This window comes from Streptomyces sp. NPDC037271 (assembly GCF_055603605.1).
On the sequence record NZ_JBVJVN010000007.1, the window covers coordinates 87,805 to 107,328 of the forward strand.

The window sequence follows — 19,524 nt, forward strand, 5'->3', positions numbered from 1 at the left end:
CCGGGGGACTTTGCCAACTGCCCATCGCGCAGGATGCGCAGGCGACTACTGTCAGTGTCCGTCGGGCGGCGTAGGGCCGGTTCACCACCCTCGGTCCGTTCGGCCGACACCGCGATGACGCGTGCCCGCGTGGCGTCACGTGGCCGCGTGGCACTCCGCCACCACGCGCGAGCACCAGGGTCCGATCCGGGCCCGACGGACCAACGGACCAGTACGAGGACCCCGATGTCTCACCTCCGCGCCCCGGCCGCGCGAGCAGACCGCCGTGAGGGCGGGCGGCACGGCCGGCCGGCCTCACGGACAGCACCCGCGCTGCCCGAGACCCACATACGGCCCCAACTCCTGCGTCTCGCCGTGCTGCCGCCCGTCGCGGTCGCCCTCAGCGCCAGCGCGGTCGTCCTGTTCACCGTGCGGTCCACCGGCGCGCGGCCCGGCCCCGTGCTGTGGGTCGTGCTCGCCGGCGCGGTCTCGGTGACCCTCGCCGCCGTGGTCATCGCCGCCGTCGCGGCCGACCGCGCCGCGCGGTCCGTGTACCAGCGCGTCGGCGCACTGCGCCGCAGCACCGCGCGTGGAGAGGGCGAACTGCGGGCCGTGGTCGAGGCTCTGCGCCGCGGCGAGACCCCGCCCCGGCGCAGGCCGCGCAGCGGACCGCCGGACGACGCCGACGACTTCGAACTGCTCGCCGCCGACCTGTCCCGCGCCCACGACGGCGCCGTCACCGCCGTCGTCCGGGCCGCCCAGCTCTCCAGCCAGGCGGGCAGTGAACAGAAACTGGAGGTCTTCGTCAACCTCGCCCGGCGCCTGCAGTCGCTGGTGCACCGGGAGATCTCCATCCTGGACGAGCTGGAGAACGAGATCGAGGACCCCGACCTCCTCAAGGGCCTCTTCCACGTCGACCACCTCGCCACCCGCATCCGCCGCCACGCCGAGAACCTCGCCGTGCTCGGCGGCGCCGTCTCACGCCGCCAGTGGAGCAACCCCGTCGACATGACCGAGGTGCTCCGCTCGGCCATCGCCGAGGTCGAGCAGTACTCGCGGGTCCGGCTGGTCCCCCCGATCGACGGCACCCTGCGCGGCCACGCCGTCGCCGACGTCATCCACCTGCTGGCCGAACTCGTCGAGAACGCCACCCTGTTCTCCGCCCCGCAGACCCAGGTGCTGATGCGCGCCAGCCTCGTCACCTCGGGCCTCGCCGTCGAGGTCGAGGACCGCGGACTCGGCATGCCCGTGGGCGAGCAGAGCCGGATGAACACCCTGCTCGCCGACCCCGACCAGGTCAACGTCGCCCGCCTGCTCGCGGACGGCCGCATCGGGCTGTACGTCGTCTCGCAGCTCGCCAAGCGGCACGGCATCACCGTCCGCCTGCAGAGCAACATCTACGGCGGTGTCCAGGCCGTACTGGTCGTTCCGCAGGCCCTGCTGGGTACGGAGCCGGACGCCCTCCCCGGGGGCGTGACCCGGCCGGCGGAGGTCACGGGGGCCGAGCCTGAGCCCGTACCGCCGCTCCCGCGGCAGCCGAGCCCCGCGGTCACCTTGGTACCGCCGGTTCCCGTCGCGCCGGTTCCAGCGGCGGCGGCCCCCGATCCCGCTCCCGCCGCTCCCGTCCCCGCCCCAGTCGTCCCAGCGGCGCCCGCGCCGGCCGTGCTCCGGGAGGTGGACAGCGGCGAACCCGTGCCGCTGCCCGTCCGTGAAACCCACCAGGAACGGCCCACCCCGGCCGCCGCCGTACCCGGTGTCCGGGCCGAGGACCGCGGCGTCCTCGCCGAGCACGCCGCCACCCCGCCCGTCCCGCGCCACGGCGTGGTGCGCGGCACCATGGGCAAGCCCCAACTGCCCCGCCGCCGCGCCCAGGAGCACATCGCACCCCAGCTGCGCGGCGGTCCCGCACCCCGCCAGGAGCCCGAGCAGCACGTCGGCCACGACCCCGGACTGATGGCGGCCTTCCAACGCGGCATCGGCCTTGCGGAGGCGCGGCAACGCAGGGAGTCGACCTCCATCGAGCCGCGCCGTGCGGAGCCGGCCCTTGTGGAGCGGGCCCCTGGGGAGTCGGCCCATGTGGAACCGACCCATGGGGAGGGGGGCCACACAGCGCCGACCCACACAGCGCCGACCCACACAGCGCCGACCCACACAGCGCCGACCCACACAGCGCCGACCTACACAGGCCCGGCCCACACAGGCCCGACCCACATGGTGTCACCGCACATGGAGCCGACCCACAGAGACCCGGCCGGATGACCACTCCCGCAACCACCCCCAGTTCCCTCCCCACCACCACGACCAGCGCTCCCGCACACCTTCGTACCCCAAGGAGTCGATCCACCATGGCGAGCGACGCGCCGACCGGCCATGTATCCGATCTCGACTGGCTGATGAGCGGCCTCGTGCAGCGCGTACCGCACACCTCCAGCGCGGTGCTCCTGTCCTGCGACGGACTGGTGAAGTCCGTCCACGGCCTCGACGCGGACAGCGCCGACCACATGGCGGCCCTGGCCTCCGGCCTCTACTCCCTCGGCCGCAGCGCCGGTGTCCGCTTCGGCGACGGCGGCGACGTACGGCAGGTCGTCGTCGAACTCGACTCGACCCTGCTGTTCGTCACCACCGCCGGTTCCGGCACCTGCCTCGCCGTGCTGGCCGGCCGCGAGGCCGACGCGGCCGTACTCGGCTACGAGATGGCGATGCTGGTCAAGAGCGTCCGGCCCTACCTGGTCACCGCGCCCCGGCAGCACGCAGTCGAACCCCCGGCGATGAGGCCTTGAAGGTGGCCGCGGCCGGCGACGGGCCCTGGCTCGACGACGCGGCCGGACGGCTGGTGCGCCCCTTCACCGTGAGCAACGGCCGTACCCGGCCCACCGTCGCGCTCGACCTGATGTCCCAGGTGATGGCCACCGGAGCGACTCCCCTCGGCTACCTCGGTCCCGAGCACGCGCAGGCGCTCGACCTGTGCCGGGCGCCCCTCCCGGTCGCCGAGCTCGCCGCTCATCTGAGGCTTCCGGTGGCAGTCACCAAGGTGCTGCTGTCGGACCTCGTGGACTGCGGCGCGCTGACCACGAAACCCCCCGCCGCGTTCCACCACGACCCCACGGACCGGGCCCTTCTGGAGGCAGTGCTCGATGGACTACGACGACAGCTCTGACTACGACCACGGATCCGGCCCAGGATCCGGCCACGACACCGACCCCTTCCCCACCGCGCTCAAGATCCTCGTGGCGGGCGGGTTCGGAGTGGGCAAGACGACCTTCGTCGGCGCGGTCAGCGAGATCGCACCGCTGAGCACGGAGGAACTGCTCACCACCGTCAGCGCCGCGACCGACAACCTCGACGGAATCGAGAACAAACTCGAAACAACCGTGGCCATGGACTTCGGCCGCCTCACCCTCGACCCGGAACACGTGCTGTACCTGTTCGGGACACCCGGCCAGGAACGGTTCTGGTTCATGTGGGACGAACTGTGCGAGGGCGCCCTCGGTGCGGTGATCATCGCCGATACCCGCCGCCTCGAGGAGTCCTTCGCCGCCGTCGACTTCTTCGAGGAGCGCGGACTCGGCTTCGTCGTCGCCATCAACGAGTTCGACGGCTCGTACCGCTACGACCCCGAGGAGGTGCGCGCCGCCATGGACCTCCATCCCGAGATCCCGATCGTCCGCTGCGACGCCCGGATCTCCAGTTCCGGCATCCAGACCCTGCTCACCCTCGTACGCCACCTCATCGCCCACACACCGGCCCCCACGACGGGGTACGGCGCCCGCAGGTGATACCCAGGCATACCCAGGTGATCCCCGCCCATACCGCCACGGAGCCGCACATGACGCACGCCCACAGCGACGGAGCCCGCCCATGAGCTATGACCCGCCGCGCCCGGTCGGACGTCTGCTGCTCACCCCCGAGGACCGGGAGGCCCCCGCCCGGGTGCGACGACTGCGCCGGCTCGGTCTGGCGGAACGTCCGGACCCGGCCCTCGACGCCTTCGCGGGCCATCTCGCCCATCTCGCCGAGGCGCCGTACGCGATGGTCAACTTCCTGGTCGAGGGCGGGCAGTTCTTCGCGGGCCTCAGAGTGCCCGACATCCCGCCGGTGACGCGCGGGGACGGCACCAGTCCGGAGTTCGGCCGCGTCCAGCCCCGGGACCACGGCTTCTGCCCGCACGTGGTGGTCCGGCGCAGGGCACTGGTCCTGGAGGACGTGTGCGACTATCCACGCTTCGCGGGCAACCCGGTCGTCGACGAGTTCGGCATCCGCTCCTACCTCGGCGCCCCGCTCATCGACAGCACGGGGACGGTACTGGGCACCCTGTCCGCGGCCGACGTGCGGCCCCGGGCCTGGGGGAAGGCGGGCCTCGCGACGATCAAGTCGACCGCGGCCGACCTGGTACGCCGCATCGAACGCAGTGCGGAGGACGGACTCCCGCTGTGAACCGCCGGGCGACGGCACAGCGGGCGCGAGGCGTGCGAAGGGCACCAGGGCGGTATGGGCGCTACGTGCGCGAGGGCGTGAAGGAAAGCTGCGACCGGGCTTAAGAAAGCCTCGATGGACCGGGAACGGCACCGTACGGCAGATTGTCGTGCGATTCCCTCCCCTCCCCGGACGCGGGCTGCCTCGGCATGCCCGGCGCCGGGACCTCACCCGTCAGGAGCCGTAGCGTTGAAGGCGCTGGTCAAGGAGAAGGCGGAGCCCGGGCTGCGCCTCGCGGACGTCCCCGAGCCCGTCATGGGACCCGGTGACGTGCTGATCAAGGTGCTGCGCACCGGCATCTGCGGCACCGACCTGCACATCCGGGCCTGGGACGGCTGGGCGCAGCAGGCCATCCGCACCCCGCTCGTCGTCGGGCACGAGTTCGTCGGCGAGGTCGTCGACACCGGGCGGGACGTCACCGACATCAAGGCCGGTGACCGGGTCAGCGGCGAGGGCCACCTCGTCTGCGGCAAATGCCGCAACTGCCTGGCCGGACGGCGCCACCTGTGCCGCGCCACGGTCGGTCTCGGCGTCGGCCGGGACGGGGCGTTCGCCGAGTACGTCGCCCTGCCCGCCGCCAACGTCTGGGTGCACCGCGTCCCCGTCGACCTCGACATCGCCGCGATCTTCGACCCGTTCGGCAACGCCGTGCACACCGCCCTCTCCTTCCCGCTGGTCGGCGAGGACGTCCTCATCACGGGCGCCGGACCGATCGGCCTGATGGCCGCCGCCGTGGCCCGGCACGCCGGGGCGCGCAACGTCGTGATCACCGACGTGAGCGAGGAACGCCTGGACCTCGCGCTCAAGGTCGGTGTGAGCCTCGCCCTCGACGTCTCGAAGGCGACCATCGCCGACGGACAGCGCGAACTCGGCCTGCGCGAGGGCTTCGACATCGGCCTGGAGATGTCCGGCCGCCCCGAGGCCATGCGCGACATGATCGCCAACATGACGCACGGCGGCCGGATCGCGATGCTCGGCCTGCCCGCCGAGGAGTTCCCGGTCGACTGGGCCCGCATCGTCACCTCGATGATCACCGTCAAGGGCATCTACGGCCGCGAGATGTTCGAGACCTGGTACGCCATGTCGGTGCTGCTCGAAGGCGGCCTCGACCTCGCCCCCGTCATCACCGGCCGCTACAGCCACCGCGACCACGAGGCCGCCTTCGCCGACGCCGCCAGCGGCAAGGGTGGCAAGGTCATCCTCGACTGGACCGCGTAGGACGTCCGCGCAAGACGACCGCCCAAGACGTACGTACTCCTAGGAGCTTCACGATGTTCGACTCCGTGCGCGACGACCTGCGCGCCACCCTCGACGAGATCCGCGCCGCCGGCCTGCACAAGCCCGAGCGCGTCATCGGCACCCCGCAGTCCGCGACCGTCAACGTCACCGCCGGCGGCCGCCCCGGCGAGGTCCTCAACTTCTGCGCCAACAACTACCTCGGCCTCGCCGACCACCCCGAGGTCGTCGCCGCCGCCCACGAGGCGCTGGACCGCTGGGGCTACGGCATGGCCTCCGTGCGCTTCATCTGCGGCACCCAGGAGGTCCACAAGGAACTGGAGGCCCGGCTCTCCGCGTTCCTCGGCCAGGAGGACACGATCCTCTACTCCTCCTGCTTCGACGCCAACGGCGGCGTCTTCGAGACCCTCCTCGGCTCCGAGGACGCGGTGATCTCCGACGCCCTCAACCACGCCTCCATCATCGACGGCATCCGCCTCAGCAAGGCCAAGCGCCTCCGCTACGCCAACCGCGACCTGGCCGACCTGGAGACCCAGCTCAAGGCCGCCGGCGACGCCCGCCGCAAGCTGATCGTCACCGACGGCGTCTTCTCCATGGACGGCTACGTCGCCCCGCTCGCCGAGATCTGCGACCTCGCCGACCGCTACGACGCCATGGTGATGGTCGACGACTCGCACGCCGTCGGCTTCGTCGGCCCCGGCGGACGCGGCACCCCCGAACTGCACGGCGTCATGGACCGCGTCGACATCATCACCGGCACCCTCGGCAAGGCCCTCGGCGGCGCCTCCGGCGGCTACGTCGCCGCCCGCGCCGAGATCGTCGCCCTGCTGCGCCAGCGCTCGCGGCCCTACCTCTTCTCCAACACCCTCGCCCCGGTGATCGCCGCCGCCTCCCTCAAGGTGATCGACCTGTTGGAGTCGGCCGGCGACCTGCGCGTGCGGCTCGCCGAGAACACCGCCCTGTTCCGCCGCCGGATGACCGAGGAGGGCTTCAATATCCTCCCCGGCGACCACGCCATCGCGCCGGTGATGATCGGCGACGCGTCGAGGGCGGGCCGCATGGCGGAGCTGCTCCTGGAGCGCGGCGTCTACGTGATCGGCTTCTCCTACCCGGTCGTGCCGCAGGGCCAGGCCCGCATCCGCGTGCAGCTGTCCGCCGCCCACTCCACCGAGGACGTGAACCGCGCGGTGGACGCCTTCGTGGCGGCACGTGCGGAGCTCGACGCCTGACACGTGCGTGACCTGCGCACATCGATGAGAGAATCGATGCCGTGATCGAAGCGCGGCGGCTGCACATCCTCCGGGCGGTGGCGGACCACCGCACCGTGACGGCGGCCGCCGCCGCGCTGTACCTCACCCCCTCGGCGGTCTCCCAGCAGCTGACCGCCCTGGAGCAGGAGACCGGGCACCGCCTGGTCGAGCGCGGCGCCAAGGGCGTACGGCTGACCCCGGCCGGCGAGATCCTGCTCGACCACACCAACGCCGTCCTCGCCCAGCTGGAGCGGGCCGAGGCCGAGCTCGCCGCGTACAGCTCGGGCGAGGCCGGCACGGTCACGGTCGCGTCCTTCGCGACCGGCATCGCCCTGGTCGTCGCGCCCGCGCTGGCCCGCCTCGCCGAGTCGGCGCCCGGCATCCGCATCCGCGTCCAGGACGCCGAGGGCGACGCCAGCCTGCCGATGGTGCTGGACCGGCAGGTCGACGTGGCCGTCGCCGTCGAGTACCGCGGGGCGCCGCCCGCCGACGACCCGCGTCTGACGCACGTCCCCCTGTACGCCGAGCCCTTCGACGCGGTCGTTCCGGTCGCCCACCGCCTCGCCGACGCCGACGAGGTGCCGTTGGCGGAGCTGGCCAAGGACCCGTGGATCGGCCCCTACCCCGGCAACCCGTGCCACGACGTCGTGGTCCTGGCCTGCGAGAACGCAGGCTTCCAGCCCCGCATGGAGCACTCCTCGGACGACTTCCGCGCGGTGGTGTCCCTCGCCGCGGCCGACGTCGGCGTGGCGCTCGTCCCGCGTTCGGCGCTGCACGGCACGGACCTCACGGGCGTGGTCGTCCGTCCCGTCGACGGGGTCGCGCCCACCCGCCGGGTCTTCGCGGCGGTACGCCGGGGTGCCGAGGAGCACCCCTTGATCCGTCCGGTCCTGGACGCACTCGACGAGGCGGCCCGGGCGTGAGGCTTCGGTAACACGGCTGTCTCGTACGCGGGATAGCGTCCCGGATATGAGAGACGCCGATGACGCGCCCGATCCCGTGGACGCCCGGCTCGCCACCCGGCTGGCCGGGCTGCGCGCCGAACGAGGCTGGTCACTGAGTGAGTTGGCGGAGCGCAGTGGAGTGAGCCGGTCCACGCTCTCCCGGGCCGAACGCGCGGAGACCAGCCCCACCGCCTCCGTCCTGAACCGCCTCTGCGCGGTGTACGGACGCACCATGTCCCGGCTGCTCAGCGAGGTCGAGGCGGAACCCACGCCGGTGGTCCGGGCCGCCGAGCAGCCGCTGTGGGAGGACCGGTCCGCCGGCTTCGTACGCCGCTCGGTGTCCCCGCCGCACGCCGGGCTGCGCGCCGAACTCGTCGAGGGACGGCTCGCCGCGGGCGCCGACATCGCCTACGACCGGCCGCCCGTGCCCGGCCTGGAGCAGCACATCTGGGTCCTGGAAGGGGCCCTGCAGGTGACGGCACAGGATGTCGAGCACCACATCGGTACCGGGGACTGCCTGCGCACGCGGGTGTGGGGGCCGACGAGGTTCCGGTGCGCCGGCCCCGACGACGTCCGCTACGTGCTGGCGGTGGTGCTGCCGTGACGGTGAGCCGCGTGGACGAACACCGACTGACCGGCCTGCTGGAGGAGTTGGCGGACCTGCTCACCGAAACCGTCGACGGCGGCGCTTCGGTCGGCTTCCTCGCGCCGCTCGACCGGGCCGAGGCCGTCGCCTGGTGGCGGGGCCGGGCCGCCGCCGTGGCCGCCGGGAGGCTCGCCGTCTGGGTGGCGTGCGAGGGGGAGCGGGTGGCCGGGACCGTGAGCCTCGCCCTGCCCGACAAGCCCAACAGCCGCCACCGCGCCGAGCTGGTCAAACTGATGGTCTCCCGCACGGCCCGCGGCCGGGGCCTGGGCCGCGGGCTCCTGACCGCCGCCGAGGAGGCGGCCGTGGCGGCCGGCATCACCCTGCTCCACCTGGACACCGAGACCGGCAGCCCCGCCGAACGCCTCTACCGCTCCGCCGGGTGGACCCGGGCCGGGACGATCCCCGACTACGCGGCGGACCCGGGCGGGGAACTGAGGCCGACGACGCTCTACTTCAAGCAGCTCGGCACCCCGGCCGCCACCGGGTGATTGTCAGTGGCGGCGGCTACGGTGCCTGACATGCCGGACGCAGAAGACGTACGCCGTATCGCCCTGTCCCTGCCGGACACGACGGAGAAGATCGCCTGGAGCATGCCCACGTTCCGGGTCGCGGGCAAGATGTTCGCCACGCTGCCCGAGGACGAGACGTCCATTGCGGTGCGCTGTCCCAAGGAGGAGCGCGCCGAACTCGTGCTGGCCGAGCCGGAGAAGTTCTGGATCGCCGGCCACGAGGCCCAGTTCGCCTGGGTGCGGGCCCGCCTCGCGGCCCTCGACGGCGAGGAGGAGCTGCGTGACATCCTCGCCGACTCTTGGCGCCAGGCGGCCCCGCCCCGGCTGCTGGAGGCCCACCCCCGGCTGGGGCTGCCGGCCGGGGGCTGAAAACCCTTCGGGCGTTGTCAGTGCCCCGTGGCATGATCCGAAGGCTTGCGTCGCAGCCGGAGCCGGAGGGGGGCTCCGGCTGTCCGACGTACGACGTGAGCAGGGAATCGCGGCGGTGGTACGGGGGTGGTCGCCGCGGGCCGGCCGGGGGGAGGGGGAGCGCGGGATGACAGGGACGTCGTCGCAGTCCACGCACGCGGGTGAGGGGACGGGCGGGCCGCGGGCGGGACGAGCAGTGTGGTCGCGGGACTTCGCGTTGTTCTTCGCCGCGCGGGCCGTCGCCAGGCTGGGCGACACCATGCTGCCCGTCGCACTCGCGGCCGGTCTGCTCCAGCACGGGTACGGGGCGGGCGCGGTCGGTCTCGCCATGGCCGCGACGGCCGCCGCGTTCGCCGGCCTGGTGATCTTCGGCGGTGTCCTCGCCGACCGGTTCAGCACCCGCAAGCTGATGATCGGCGCCGATCTGGTGCGGCTGGGCACCCAGGCCCTGGCAGCCGTGCTCTTCTTCTCCGGACACGTCGTGCTGTGGCAGATCTGCGCGATCGGGTTCGTCAACGGTGTCGCGGGCGCCGTGTTCCAGCCCGGCGTCGCCAGCACCGTGCCCCGGCTCGCCTCCGACATACAGGGCGCGAACGGCGCGATACGCGTCGCCGAGTCCGCCGCCCAGCTCGCGGGCCCCGCCGTGGCCGGCCTCCTGGTCGGCTTCGCCTCACCCGGCGGGGTCTTCGCGGCCCACGCCACCACGTACGCGGTCAGCGCGCTGTGCCTGCTGCTGCTCCGGCTGCCCCCGCTCGCGCCGGGCAGCCGGGCGGCGGCCGGCCGTGGGGCGAAGGCCTTCCGCGCCGACCTGGTCGAGGGATGGCGGGAGTTCCGCTCCCGTCCGTGGCTGTGGGGCGTCATCGCCGTCTGGGGCGTCTACATGATCGCCGTCTGGGGGCCGACCGTTCCGCTGGTGGCCACCGAGGTGGTGCGGGAGCACGGCCCCCGCGACTACGGCCTGGTCAACTCCGCCCTGGGCGCCGGCACCGTCGTCGGCGGGCTCCTCGCGCTGCGGCTGCGGCCTCGCCGCATGCTGCGCGCCGGGGCGATCGCCCTCGTCGGCTTCGCCGCCTTCCCCGCGAGCGTCGGAGCCGGTCTCGGCGTACCGGCCATGGCGGCGGGCGCCGCCGTCGCCGGGGCCGGGATGTCCTTCTGGGGCGTGATGTGGGCGACCAGCGTGCAGACCCAGGTCCCGCCGGACGTCCTCAACCGCATCCACGCCTACGACGTGGCGGGCTCGCTCGCGATGATGCCCGTGGGCCAGGCCCTCGCCGGGCCGGCCGCCTCGGCCGTCGGCGCCGACCATGTGCTGCTCGTGGCCGGCGCGACGAGCCTCGCCGTCTGCGCCGCCCTGCTCCTGATACCGGCGGTACGCGACCTGGTGCGGGTCGACGCGGCAGCGGCCGACTCCGGCCGCACGGCGGCCCTGCCCCTGCGGTCCCGTAAGGAGAAGTGCTGACCGGCGGACGGCGCCCCCGGAAACGCGATGCGCGACCACGGGCCCGAGTGCGGTATGGTTTTCCTGCGCGTCCGGCCGGGGAAACCCCAGGTCAGACGGGAAACGGGACGTGGCGCAGCTTGGTAGCGCACTTGACTGGGGGTCAAGGGGTCGCAGGTTCAAATCCTGTCGTCCCGACTCGAGAGAGTCGCAGATCGAGGGGTGCTTCCGGAGAGATCCGGAAGCACCCCTCGATCAGTAGGTCACGGAAGCCGGGTCGGCCCGGGGCCGGTCCGGTGGCGTCGCGGACACTGCGGCGTGCCTGGGCGCCCAGACCGGGTGCCCGATATATCACTGTCGGGTGTCCTGTCCTTCCGCCGCCCCCGTGCCTTCGCGCGGACCCGCATGACCGCACTCGTCCTCTGCCACTTCGCGCTCGCGCTGTTCGCCGCGCCGCTGGTGAGGTGGTGCGGAACCCGTGCCTTCCTCGTGCTGGCCCTGCCGCCCGCGGCGGCGGCCGTCTGGGCGGCCACCCGGTGGAGCACGACGGCCGCGGGCGGTGCCGACACCGCCGAGTGGGCCTGGCTGCCCGCCTACCACGTGGACTGGGCGCTGCGCCTGGACGCCCTCGCCGAACTGATGGTGCTGCTCGCCGCGGGAGTGGGCACCCTCGTCCTGGTCTACTGCGCCTCGTACTTCGACGACCGGTCGCGGCAGCTGGGCAGGTTCGCCGGGAACCTCCTCGCCTTCACCGGGGCGATGCTCGGCCTGGTCCTCACCGACGATCTCATCCTGCTCTACATCTTCTGGGAACTGACGACCGTCTTCTCCTACCTGCTGATCGGCCAGACCAGCGACCACAAGCGGAACCGGCGCAGCGCCCTGCAGGCCCTGACGGTCACCACGCTCGGCGGACTGACCATGCTCGTCGGTTTCCTGATCCTGGGTCACGAGGCGGGCACCTACCGGATCTCGGCGATCCTCGCCGACCCGCCGCCCGTGTCGGCGGCGCTGTCCACGGCGGTCGTGCTGATCCTCGTCGGGGCCCTCGCCAAGTCCGCGATCTGGCCGTTCAGCCTCTGGCTGCCCAACGCCATGGCCGCCCCCACCCCGGTCAGCGCCTACCTGCACGCCGCCGCGATGGTCAAGGCAGGCGTCTACCTCATCGCCCGGCTCGCTCCCGCGTTCGCGGAGGTCACGCCCTGGCGGCCGCTGCTGCTCGTCCTGGGCTCCGCGACGATGCTGCTGGGCGGCTGGCGGTCGCTGCGCCTGCACGACCTGAAACTCGTCCTCGCCCACGGCACCGTCAGCCAGCTCGGCTTCCTCACCGTCCTCGCCGGGGCGGGCCGCCACGACACCGGCCTCGCCGCCACCGCCATGATCCTCGCCCACGCCCTGTTCAAGGCCCCGCTCTTCCTGGTCACCGGGATCATCGACCACGCCACCGGCACCCGCGACCTGCGCAGACTCTCCGGGCTCGGGCGCCGGCTGCCCGCCGTGTGCGCGGTCGCCGGGGCCGCCGGACTGTCCATGGCCGCCGTACCACCGCTGCTCGGCTTCACCGCCAAGGAGGCCGCCTTCCAGTCCCTCCTGGACGGGAGCACCGCCGACCGCTGGGCGCTCGCCGCGACCGTCGCCGGCTCGGCCCTGACCACCGCCTACACCCTGCGCTACCTGTGGGGCGCCTTCGCCCGCAAGCCCGGCGTCCCCGACACGGACGCGCACCCCGTCCCGCCGGCCTTCCTCGCCCCGCCCGCCGTGCTCGCCCTGGCCTGCCTCGTCCTCGGCCCCGGCGTGCCCTGGCTCCAAGGGCTCCTCGGCACCTACGCCGAGCAGTTCCCCGCACCCGCCCACCCGTACCACCTGGCGCTGTGGCACGGGCCGGGCCTCGCCCTCGGCCTGTCCTGCGCGGCCTGGGCGGGCGGTGTCCTGCTGTTCCTCGCCGCGGGCCCCGTCCGGCGGGCCGGACAGGCCCTCGCCTGGCGCTCCGCCGACCGGGTCTTCGGACGGCTGCTGCTCGCGCTGGAGCGCACCGCCCTGCAGTGCACCGGTTTCGTGCAGCGCGGCTCGCTGTCGGTGTACCTCGTGACGACCATGAGCGTGGTCCTCGCCGGGCAGATCGCCGTCCTCATCGCGGACGAACCCTGGACCTCGGTGCCCGCCCCACGGCTGTGGGACCACCCGGCCCAGGCCGGTGTCGCGCTGCTGACCTGTGCGGCCGCCCTGCTGTGCCTGGGGGTGCGGCGCCGGATGAAGGCCGTCGTGTTCGCCGGTCTCACCGGATACGGCACCGCGCTGCTCTTCGTGGCGCAGGGCGCGCCCGACCTCGCGCTGACCCAGTTCGGCGTGGAGACCGTCTCGATGATCGTCTTCGTACTCGTGCTGCGCCGGATGCCGGTGTACTTCGAGGAGAACTACAGCCGGTGGCGACGCGCACTGCGGATGCCGGTGGCGCTCGCGGGCGGCGCCGCCCTCGCCGTCGTCGTCTGGATCATGGCGGGCCACCGCCGGGCCGACAGCGCCGGAGCGGCGATGGTCGAGGAGACCGCGCACCACGGCCTCAAGGAAGTCGTCGCGACGATCCTCGTCGACCTGCGGGCCTGGGACACGATGGGGGAGTCCGCGGTGCTCGCCGCCGCCGCGATCGGCGTCACCAGCCTCATCTACCTGCACCGCCGCACCGACGACGCCGAGCAGCCCGTACTGCCGCTGCCCGGGGACCACCCCCACGCCGGCCTGCGCACCGCCTGGCGGGCGACCCCGTACGAACTGGCGGGCCTGCCCAGCGGCGACGAGGGCGCCCCGGAGCGGACCTGGCTCGCGGCCAGTTCCACCCTCGCACCCGAGCGCCGCTCCCTCGTCCTGGAAGTGGTCGCCCGCCTCATCTTCCATCCGATCCTCGTCCTCTCCGTCTACCTGCTCATGTGCGCGGAGAACCTGCCGGGCGGCGGCTTCGTCGCGGGCCTGACCGCCGGCGTCGCCTTCATCGCCCGCTATCTCGCGGGCGGGCGGCACGAGCTCGCCGACGCCGTGCCCTTCAAGGCGGGCCTGTTCACCGGCCTGGGCCTGTTCCTGTCCACCGGGGTCGCGCTGGGCGGCCTCGCCGAGGGCACCGTGCTGCACGGCTGGACCTGGCACGGCCACCTGCCCGTCTGGGGGGACGCCCACCTGTCCACCGCCGTCCTCTTCGACTGCGGGGTCTACCTCCTCGTGCTCGGCGTGGTCCTGGACATCGTGCGGGCCCTCGGCGCCCGCGTCGACCGGCAGATCGAACGAGCCGCCGGCCGGCGCGCCCCGCGCGCGGAGGCGGGCCCCGCATGACCGTGAGCCTCTCCCTCCTGGTGGCGGCCGCCGTCCTCAGCGCCGTCGGCGCCAGCCTGTTGCTGACCCGGTCGCTGACCCGGATCCTGCTCGGCGCGGTCGTCCTCGGCAACGGCGTCAACCTGCTGGTCCTCGCCTCGACGGGCAGGGCGGGCAACGCGCCGCTCCTCTACCCGCACGTCATCCGCAACCGGGTCACCGACCCGCTGCCCCAGGCCATCGCCCTCACCGCGATCGTCATCACCCTCGCCACCACCGCGTTCCTGCTCGCCATGGCCTACCGCAGCCACCAGGTCACCGGTTCCGACGAGATCAGCGACGACACCGAGGACCGGCTGGTCGCCCTGCGCGCCGAGTTCCTCGACCGGCGCGGCGAACTGCGCGACCGCTACCGCGAAGCCCGGGCCGAGCCCGGCACCGACCCCGAACTGGGCGCCCGCTACCGCGCCGCACGCAAACGGCTGCGCCGGCGGGTCCGCGAGGAACGCGCCTACCAGGCCCGCGCCAACGACGTCTCCGGGAACCTGTGGAACGACATCCTCGGCGCCGACCCCGAGGACTACCGGCAAGGCCGGGAGCTGGGCTCCACCGACGCGGCGGGCCGGCCCGGACCGGCACCGGCCCGCGTCGCCGGGCCCTCCAACGACCCCGAGGAGTCCGGCCGCGAGCCCGACTCCCACCCCGGCGAGGACTCCGGCCACCCGCCGCCCGACCAGCCCGACGACCCCGAGGGCGCCGGCACGGAAGGAACCAGGTGAACGCGCTCGTCCCCCTCCCCGTCCTGCTGCCCCTGTGCGTCACGGGCCTGAAGCTCGCCATCGGCCCCCGGCTCCAGCGGTTCCAGCGCTTCATCACCCTCGCCGTGCTCGGCGCGGTCCTCGTGCTCTCCGTGCTCCTCATGGTGGCCGCCGACCGCCACGGCCCGCTCAGCGTGCACCTCGGCGACTTCGCGCCGCCGATCGGCATCACCCTCGTCGCCGACCGGCTCGCGGGCCTGATGCTCACCGTGTCCAGCGCCGTCACCCTGCTCGTCAACCTGTACTCGCTCGGCCAGGGCATGGCCGACCGCGACGACCAGACGCCGGTCGGCGTCTTCCACCCCGCCTACCTGATCCTCGTGGCAGGCGTCTCCTGCACTTTCCTGGCCGGAGACCTCGTCAACCTCTACGTCGGCTTCGAGATCATGCTCGTCGCGAGTTTCGTCCTGCTCACCATCGGCGGCACCGCGACCCGTATCCGGGCCGGATCGACGTACGTGATCATCTCGCTGTTCTCCTCGGTGCTGTTCCTGGTCGCGATCGCCATGACGTACTCGGTCGCGGGGACCGTGAACTTCGCGCAGCTCGCGGGGCGGCTGCAGGAAGTCCCGGTCGGGGTGCGCACCCTGCTGGAGGCCATGCTGCTGACGGTCTTCGCGATCAAGGCGGCGGTGTTCCCGCTCGCGGCCTGGCTGCCCGACTCCTACCCGACCGCACCCGCACCGGTCACCGCGGTCTTCGCCGGTCTGCTGACCAAGGTCGGCGTGTACTCGATGCTGCGCACCCAGACCCTGCTCTTCCCCGGCCACCGCCTCGGTGACCTGCTGATGCTCGCCGCGCTCGCCTCCATGGTCATCGGCATCCTCGGCGCGGTCGCCCAGACCGACCTGAAGCGGGTGCTGTCCTTCACCCTCATCAGCCACATCGGCTACATGGTCTTCGGCATCGCGCTCGCCGGGCGCGGCTCGATCGCCGGTGCGATCGTGTACGTGGCCCACCACATCACCGTGCAGACCACCCTCTTCCTCGTCGCCGGGCTCGTCGAGCGGCGGGGCGGCACCACGGAACTCACCCGCCTCGGCGGCCTGGCGAAGACGGCGCCGCTGCTCGCCGTGCTGTTCTTCGTGCCCGCCATGAACCTCGCCGGCATCCCGCCGCTCTCCGGGTTCATCGGCAAGCTCGGCCTGATGCGGGCGGGCGTCGACAACGGCGGCGGCTGGGCCTGGGCGCTGGTCGCGGGGTCCGCCGCCACCAGCCTGCTCACCCTCTACGTCATGGCGAAGGTCTGGAACCTCGCGTTCTGGCGCGACGCGCCGCCGGGGGCCGAGGGCGAGGGCGTGGTCCTGGAGTCCGCCGGCGACGAGCCGGGCGACGATTCCGGCGACGACGAGGACGGGGAGGCGACCGGCTCCGGGAGCGGCCTGCCGGTACCGGCGGGCGCCGTGGTCTCCGCCGGCTTCCTGGGACAGTCCATCACCACCACCAAGCGGCTGCCCTGGCCGATGCTGGTGGCGACCGGCGCCGCCGTCGCCCTCGGCCTGCTCTACACCGTGCTCGGCGGCCCCCTCACCACCTTCACCGACGCGGCCGCCGCCGAACTCCTCGCCCGCACCCCCTACATCGAGGCGGTGCTCGGCCGATGAGCAACCTCTACCGCGACCGTTCCCCCTACAGCTGGTCGTTCCGTATCGGCGGCGGCAGACGCGTTCTCGACCTGCCGCTCATCGCCTGGCTCACGGTCATCTGGATCCTGCTGTGGGGCACCCCGTCCTGGGCCAACCTCGTCAACGGCGTCATCGTCGCGGTGTGCCTGTGCCTGGCCTTCCCGCTGCCCGCCGTAGACCTCGGCCTGCGGCTGCGCCCGCTGGGCATCCTGCGGCTCGCGGCCTACCTGCTGTACGACATGTTCTCCTCCAGCGTCGAGGTCACCCGGCAGATCTTCGCCAAGGGCCCCTACCACGCCGCGGTCGTCGCCGTCCCGCTGCGGGTGCGCAGCGACCTCATGCTCACGGCCACCGCAGTCGCCGTCTCCAACGTCCCCGGCGGCTCGGTGATCGAGGTGCGCCGGTCGACGGCCACCGTGTTCCTGCACGTCCTCGACGCCGACGACCCCGGCGAGATCGAGAGCGCCCAGCGGTCGGTGTGGCGCATGGAGGAACTCGTCGCCCGCGCCTTCGGCACCGCCGAGGACATCGCCCACGCCGCCCGGCCCGTACCGGAAGGGGACGCCTCCCCGTGACCACCCTGCACGCCGTCGAACAGGCCATGCTGGTCGCCTCGCTGGTGATGATCCTCGTCGCCGGCGCCCTGCTGCTGTACCGCGTCTGGTACGGGCCCTCGATGCTGGACCGCGCGGTCGCCCTGGACGTGGCGGCGGCGCTCATCATCGCCGGCATCGCCGTCAAGGCCGCCCACGACGGAGACTCCTTCTACTTCCCCGTGATGCTGGTGCTCGCCTTCCTCGGCTTCACGGGCTCCGTGGGCATCGCCCGGTTCATCGCCGTACGCGACCGGCCCCCGGTGCGGGCGGACGGCAAGGAGGACCACCGGTGAGCGGCTGGGCCGAGGCCGCCGACCTGGCCGGGGCGGCCCTGTTGTTCCTCGGCTGCCTGCAGTGCCTGCTCGGTGTGATCGGGATGCTCCGCTTCCCCGACGTGCTCTCCCGCAGCCACGCCGCCACCAAGCCGCAGACCCTCGGGACGCTCCTCGTCCTCGCCGGGGTGGCGCTGCATCTGCGTCACGGCATCGACCTGGGCACCCTCGCGCTCATCGTCTTCTTCCAGTTCCTCACCGGCCCGGTCGCCTCCCACCTGGTGGCCCGCTCCGCCTACCGCACCGGCCAGACGGGGTCCCGGGGGCTGCTCCGGGACGATCTGGACCCGCAGTTGAGCGACGGGGAGCGGCCCGAGGAGTAGCTCCGCGGGCCGCCTTCGGCCGGTCGGCGGTGTGGCGCCACCGGCGTCCGGCCGGCATCCGGCGAGCCACCGAGCGCTCAGACCACGCAGCCCACATGCGCCAGCGCCTGCTTCAGGAGCACCCCGTGCCCGCCCGGCATCTCGCTCTGCACCGCCGGTGACAGGGCCTCCTGCGGGCTGAACCAGACGAGGTCCAGCGCGTCCTGACGGGGCCTGCAGTCGCCGGTCACCGGGACGACGTAGGCGAGGGAGACCGCGTGCTGCCGGGGGTCGTGGTACGGCGTGACGCCGTGCGTGGGGAAGTACTCGGCCACGGTGAACGGCTGGAGCGAGGACGGCACCCGGGGCAGCGCCACCGGGCCGAGGTCCTTCTCCAGGTGACGCAGCAGGGCGTCCCGGACCCGCTCGTGGTGCAGCACCCGGCCGGAGACCAGCGTCCGGCTGACCGTTCCGTCGGGCCCGATGCGCAGGAGCAGGCCGACGCTGGTGACTTCGCCGCTGTCGTCGACGCGCACGGGCACCGCCTCGACGTACAGGATCGGCATGCGGGCGCGTGCCATCTCGAGGTCGTCGGTCGACAGCCAGCCCGGTGTGGTTTCGGTCGTGTCAGACATCGCTTGATCATACTTTCAGCCGCTCCCGCTTCCCGGGCGGCGCTCCAGGACTGTGACCCGTCCCACGCCCCTCAGCCGTCGTCCACCGGGGAGCCGGCGTCAGTCCGGGTCGGTGGGCTGCGGGGACGGGGTTCCGCCGTGCAGGACGGTTTTCAGGCGCTCGGTGCCCTGTCGCACCCCCTGTTCCACGTACGCGAGCTCGCCGCCGTCCAGGCCGCCGCCCGTGACGGTGAGGGCGGAGGTGCCGACGCGTACGGCTGCGATGTCGAGGGTGAGGGTGGCCGGGTTGTCGGCGGCGGTGCCCTGGACGGTCACGTGCAGGCCCTCGCGGGCGTCGCCCACGTCGGGCACCGAGGACTCGGTCACCTGGACCGTGCGCTTGTCCCCGTTGTCGTCGGTCGCGGTGAACTGGTCGCACTTCTGCGGCAGGGAGTCCAGCCACTTCAGGCGGTCGTCGAGCCCGGCGCGGTCGTAGCCGGCGACCTGCTCCAGCAGGCGGGAGTCGCCCTGCTCGAAACCGGTGAGCGCCGACGGACCCGACGGCTCGCCCAGCAGGTCGTCCCGGTAGAGCGAGTCCAGCAGTCTCTGGCAGTCGGCGGCGTCGGTCCTGGCCGTGAGGAAGTCGGACACGTCGACCTCGCCGACGAGCAGCCGGTCGCGCCACTTGTCCGCGTCCTGGACCTGGTTCCAGTCGCCCTCCAGGTCGGCCTCGGTGAGCAGGGCGGCCCTGGCGCCGGATTCGGTGAGGTCCGCGGCGGCGGTCGGGGAGGCCGTCGAGGAGCCGGTCGGGGACCCGGTGGGGGAGCCGGTCGGGGACGCGGTGGGAGCCTGTTTCGCCGCGGCCCGGGCGGACTCCCCGGCCGCGGTGTCGGGGGCGGCGCCCGGAGCGCCGTCGTCCGAGCAGGCCGCCGTGGCCAGCAGCGCCCCGGCCGCGAGCGCGGAGGCGAGGAGACGGACGGGGTGGGGCGGACGACGGCTCATCGCGGATGCCTCCTGAGGGACGTATCACTGTGCCCCAAGGGCATCACCGCGT

The 19,524-nt window shown here is 73.1% G+C and carries 20 protein-coding genes and 1 tRNA gene; 19 read left to right on the forward strand and 2 right to left on the reverse strand.

Annotation, left to right across the window (positions count from 1 at the left end; genetic code table 11):
* The first annotated feature begins 225 nt into the window (after positions 1-225).
* The 19 genes from ACZ7G3_RS15270 (at position 226) to mnhG (ending at position 17,877) form a co-directional block, all read left to right on the forward strand.
* Positions 226-2,238, forward strand: coding sequence for an ATP-binding protein (locus ACZ7G3_RS15270; protein ID WP_470925908.1), 2,013 nt, complete (start codon positions 226-228; stop codon positions 2,236-2,238).
* A gap of 86 nt (positions 2,239-2,324) precedes the next feature.
* On the forward strand, positions 2,325-2,759 hold the full coding sequence (locus tag ACZ7G3_RS15275) for a roadblock/LC7 domain-containing protein (protein ID WP_279560566.1): 435 nt from the start codon (positions 2,325-2,327) through the stop codon (positions 2,757-2,759).
* Positions 2,760-2,761: 2 nt separating this feature from the next.
* Positions 2,762-3,136 carry a DUF742 domain-containing protein gene (locus tag ACZ7G3_RS15280; protein WP_019330485.1) on the forward strand — a complete coding sequence of 125 codons (375 nt, stop codon included), beginning with the start codon at positions 2,762-2,764 and terminating at the stop codon, positions 3,134-3,136.
* Positions 3,114-3,755 carry a GTP-binding protein gene (locus ACZ7G3_RS15285; protein WP_426558070.1) on the forward strand — a complete coding sequence of 214 codons (642 nt, stop codon included), beginning with the start codon at positions 3,114-3,116 and terminating at the stop codon, positions 3,753-3,755. The genes ACZ7G3_RS15280 and ACZ7G3_RS15285 overlap by 23 nt, the downstream gene beginning before the upstream one ends.
* 82 nt (positions 3,756-3,837) lie before the next feature.
* Complete coding sequence (locus ACZ7G3_RS15290) at positions 3,838-4,413, forward strand: GAF domain-containing protein (RefSeq protein WP_470925910.1); 576 nt, start codon at positions 3,838-3,840, stop codon at positions 4,411-4,413.
* 228 nt (positions 4,414-4,641) lie between these two features.
* Positions 4,642-5,670, forward strand: a complete 1,029-nt coding sequence (tdh, locus tag ACZ7G3_RS15295; protein ID WP_470925912.1) for an L-threonine 3-dehydrogenase — start codon at positions 4,642-4,644, stop codon at positions 5,668-5,670.
* 53 nt (positions 5,671-5,723) lie between these two features.
* On the forward strand, positions 5,724-6,917 hold the full coding sequence (locus tag ACZ7G3_RS15300) for a glycine C-acetyltransferase (RefSeq protein ID WP_470925914.1): 1,194 nt from the start codon (positions 5,724-5,726) through the stop codon (positions 6,915-6,917).
* A gap of 41 nt (positions 6,918-6,958) precedes the next feature.
* Positions 6,959-7,861 carry a LysR family transcriptional regulator gene (locus tag ACZ7G3_RS15305; protein ID WP_426525557.1) on the forward strand — a complete coding sequence of 301 codons (903 nt, stop codon included), beginning with the start codon at positions 6,959-6,961 and terminating at the stop codon, positions 7,859-7,861.
* A 46-nt stretch (positions 7,862-7,907) separates the two neighbouring features.
* Positions 7,908-8,486: a helix-turn-helix domain-containing protein gene (locus tag ACZ7G3_RS15310; RefSeq protein ID WP_470925916.1), complete on the forward strand. Its 579-nt coding sequence runs from the start codon at positions 7,908-7,910 to the stop codon at positions 8,484-8,486.
* Positions 8,483-9,016, forward strand: coding sequence for a GNAT family N-acetyltransferase (locus ACZ7G3_RS15315; protein ID WP_470925918.1), 534 nt, complete (start codon positions 8,483-8,485; stop codon positions 9,014-9,016). Before ACZ7G3_RS15310 ends, ACZ7G3_RS15315 begins: the two co-directional genes overlap by 4 nt.
* 30 nt (positions 9,017-9,046) lie before the next feature.
* Positions 9,047-9,406: an MmcQ/YjbR family DNA-binding protein gene (locus ACZ7G3_RS15320; RefSeq protein WP_426598203.1), complete on the forward strand. Its 360-nt coding sequence runs from the start codon at positions 9,047-9,049 to the stop codon at positions 9,404-9,406.
* Positions 9,407-9,572: 166 nt separating this feature from the next.
* Positions 9,573-10,904, forward strand: a complete 1,332-nt coding sequence (locus tag ACZ7G3_RS15325) for an MFS transporter (protein WP_470925920.1) — start codon at positions 9,573-9,575, stop codon at positions 10,902-10,904.
* A 103-nt stretch (positions 10,905-11,007) separates the two neighbouring features.
* Positions 11,008-11,081 (forward strand) — tRNA-Pro (locus ACZ7G3_RS15330).
* Between the two features lie 207 nt (positions 11,082-11,288).
* A complete protein-coding gene (locus tag ACZ7G3_RS15335; RefSeq protein WP_470925922.1) occupies positions 11,289-14,204 on the forward strand; it encodes a Na+/H+ antiporter subunit A in 2,916 nt (971 codons plus the stop codon).
* Positions 14,201-14,962: a Na(+)/H(+) antiporter subunit C gene (locus ACZ7G3_RS15340; protein WP_470925924.1), complete on the forward strand. Its 762-nt coding sequence runs from the start codon at positions 14,201-14,203 to the stop codon at positions 14,960-14,962. The genes ACZ7G3_RS15335 and ACZ7G3_RS15340 overlap by 4 nt, the downstream gene beginning before the upstream one ends.
* On the forward strand, positions 14,959-16,605 hold the full coding sequence (locus ACZ7G3_RS15345) for a Na+/H+ antiporter subunit D (RefSeq protein WP_470925926.1): 1,647 nt from the start codon (positions 14,959-14,961) through the stop codon (positions 16,603-16,605). The genes ACZ7G3_RS15340 and ACZ7G3_RS15345 overlap by 4 nt, the downstream gene beginning before the upstream one ends.
* On the forward strand, positions 16,602-17,201 hold the full coding sequence (locus ACZ7G3_RS15350) for a Na+/H+ antiporter subunit E (protein WP_426598198.1): 600 nt from the start codon (positions 16,602-16,604) through the stop codon (positions 17,199-17,201). Before ACZ7G3_RS15345 ends, ACZ7G3_RS15350 begins: the two co-directional genes overlap by 4 nt.
* Positions 17,198-17,515 carry an MrpF/PhaF family protein gene (locus ACZ7G3_RS15355; protein WP_470925928.1) on the forward strand — a complete coding sequence of 106 codons (318 nt, stop codon included), beginning with the start codon at positions 17,198-17,200 and terminating at the stop codon, positions 17,513-17,515. Before ACZ7G3_RS15350 ends, ACZ7G3_RS15355 begins: the two co-directional genes overlap by 4 nt.
* A complete protein-coding gene (gene mnhG, locus ACZ7G3_RS15360; protein ID WP_426598196.1) occupies positions 17,512-17,877 on the forward strand; it encodes a monovalent cation/H(+) antiporter subunit G in 366 nt (121 codons plus the stop codon). The genes ACZ7G3_RS15355 and mnhG overlap by 4 nt, the downstream gene beginning before the upstream one ends.
* Before the next feature lie 77 nt (positions 17,878-17,954).
* On the opposite strand, the gene ACZ7G3_RS15365 is transcribed toward mnhG, so the two are convergent.
* Entirely contained in the window at positions 17,955-18,491 is a 537-nt protein-coding gene (locus tag ACZ7G3_RS15365) for an NUDIX hydrolase family protein (protein ID WP_426598195.1), read from the reverse strand.
* 99 nt (positions 18,492-18,590) lie between these two features.
* Positions 18,591-19,472, reverse strand: coding sequence for a hypothetical protein (locus ACZ7G3_RS15370; protein WP_470925930.1), 882 nt, complete (start codon positions 19,470-19,472; stop codon positions 18,591-18,593).
* Positions 19,473-19,524 lie beyond the last annotated feature (52 nt).

Excerpts from the sequence above, each read along its gene's own strand:
- ACZ7G3_RS15320 (WP_426598203.1), top strand. The coding sequence starts at position 9,047 with ATGCCGGACGCAGAAGACGTACGCCGTATCGCCCTGTCCCTGCCGGAC.
- ACZ7G3_RS15300 (WP_470925914.1), top strand. The coding sequence starts at position 5,724 with ATGTTCGACTCCGTGCGCGACGACCTGCGCGCCACCCTCGACGAGATC.
- ACZ7G3_RS15370 (WP_470925930.1), bottom strand. The coding sequence starts at position 19,472 with ATGAGCCGTCGTCCGCCCCACCCCGTCCGTCTCCTCGCCTCCGCGCTC.
- ACZ7G3_RS15335 (WP_470925922.1), top strand. The coding sequence starts at position 11,289 with ATGACCGCACTCGTCCTCTGCCACTTCGCGCTCGCGCTGTTCGCCGCG.
- ACZ7G3_RS15325 (WP_470925920.1), top strand. The coding sequence starts at position 9,573 with ATGACAGGGACGTCGTCGCAGTCCACGCACGCGGGTGAGGGGACGGGC.
- ACZ7G3_RS15310 (WP_470925916.1), top strand. The coding sequence starts at position 7,908 with ATGAGAGACGCCGATGACGCGCCCGATCCCGTGGACGCCCGGCTCGCC.
- ACZ7G3_RS15270 (WP_470925908.1), top strand. The coding sequence starts at position 226 with ATGTCTCACCTCCGCGCCCCGGCCGCGCGAGCAGACCGCCGTGAGGGC.
- ACZ7G3_RS15350 (WP_426598198.1), top strand. The coding sequence starts at position 16,602 with ATGAGCAACCTCTACCGCGACCGTTCCCCCTACAGCTGGTCGTTCCGT.
- ACZ7G3_RS15275 (WP_279560566.1), top strand. The coding sequence starts at position 2,325 with ATGGCGAGCGACGCGCCGACCGGCCATGTATCCGATCTCGACTGGCTG.
- ACZ7G3_RS15290 (WP_470925910.1), top strand. The coding sequence starts at position 3,838 with ATGAGCTATGACCCGCCGCGCCCGGTCGGACGTCTGCTGCTCACCCCC.
- ACZ7G3_RS15285 (WP_426558070.1), top strand. The coding sequence starts at position 3,114 with ATGGACTACGACGACAGCTCTGACTACGACCACGGATCCGGCCCAGGA.
- ACZ7G3_RS15365 (WP_426598195.1), bottom strand. The coding sequence starts at position 18,491 with ATGTCTGACACGACCGAAACCACACCGGGCTGGCTGTCGACCGACGAC.
- ACZ7G3_RS15340 (WP_470925924.1), top strand. The coding sequence starts at position 14,201 with ATGACCGTGAGCCTCTCCCTCCTGGTGGCGGCCGCCGTCCTCAGCGCC.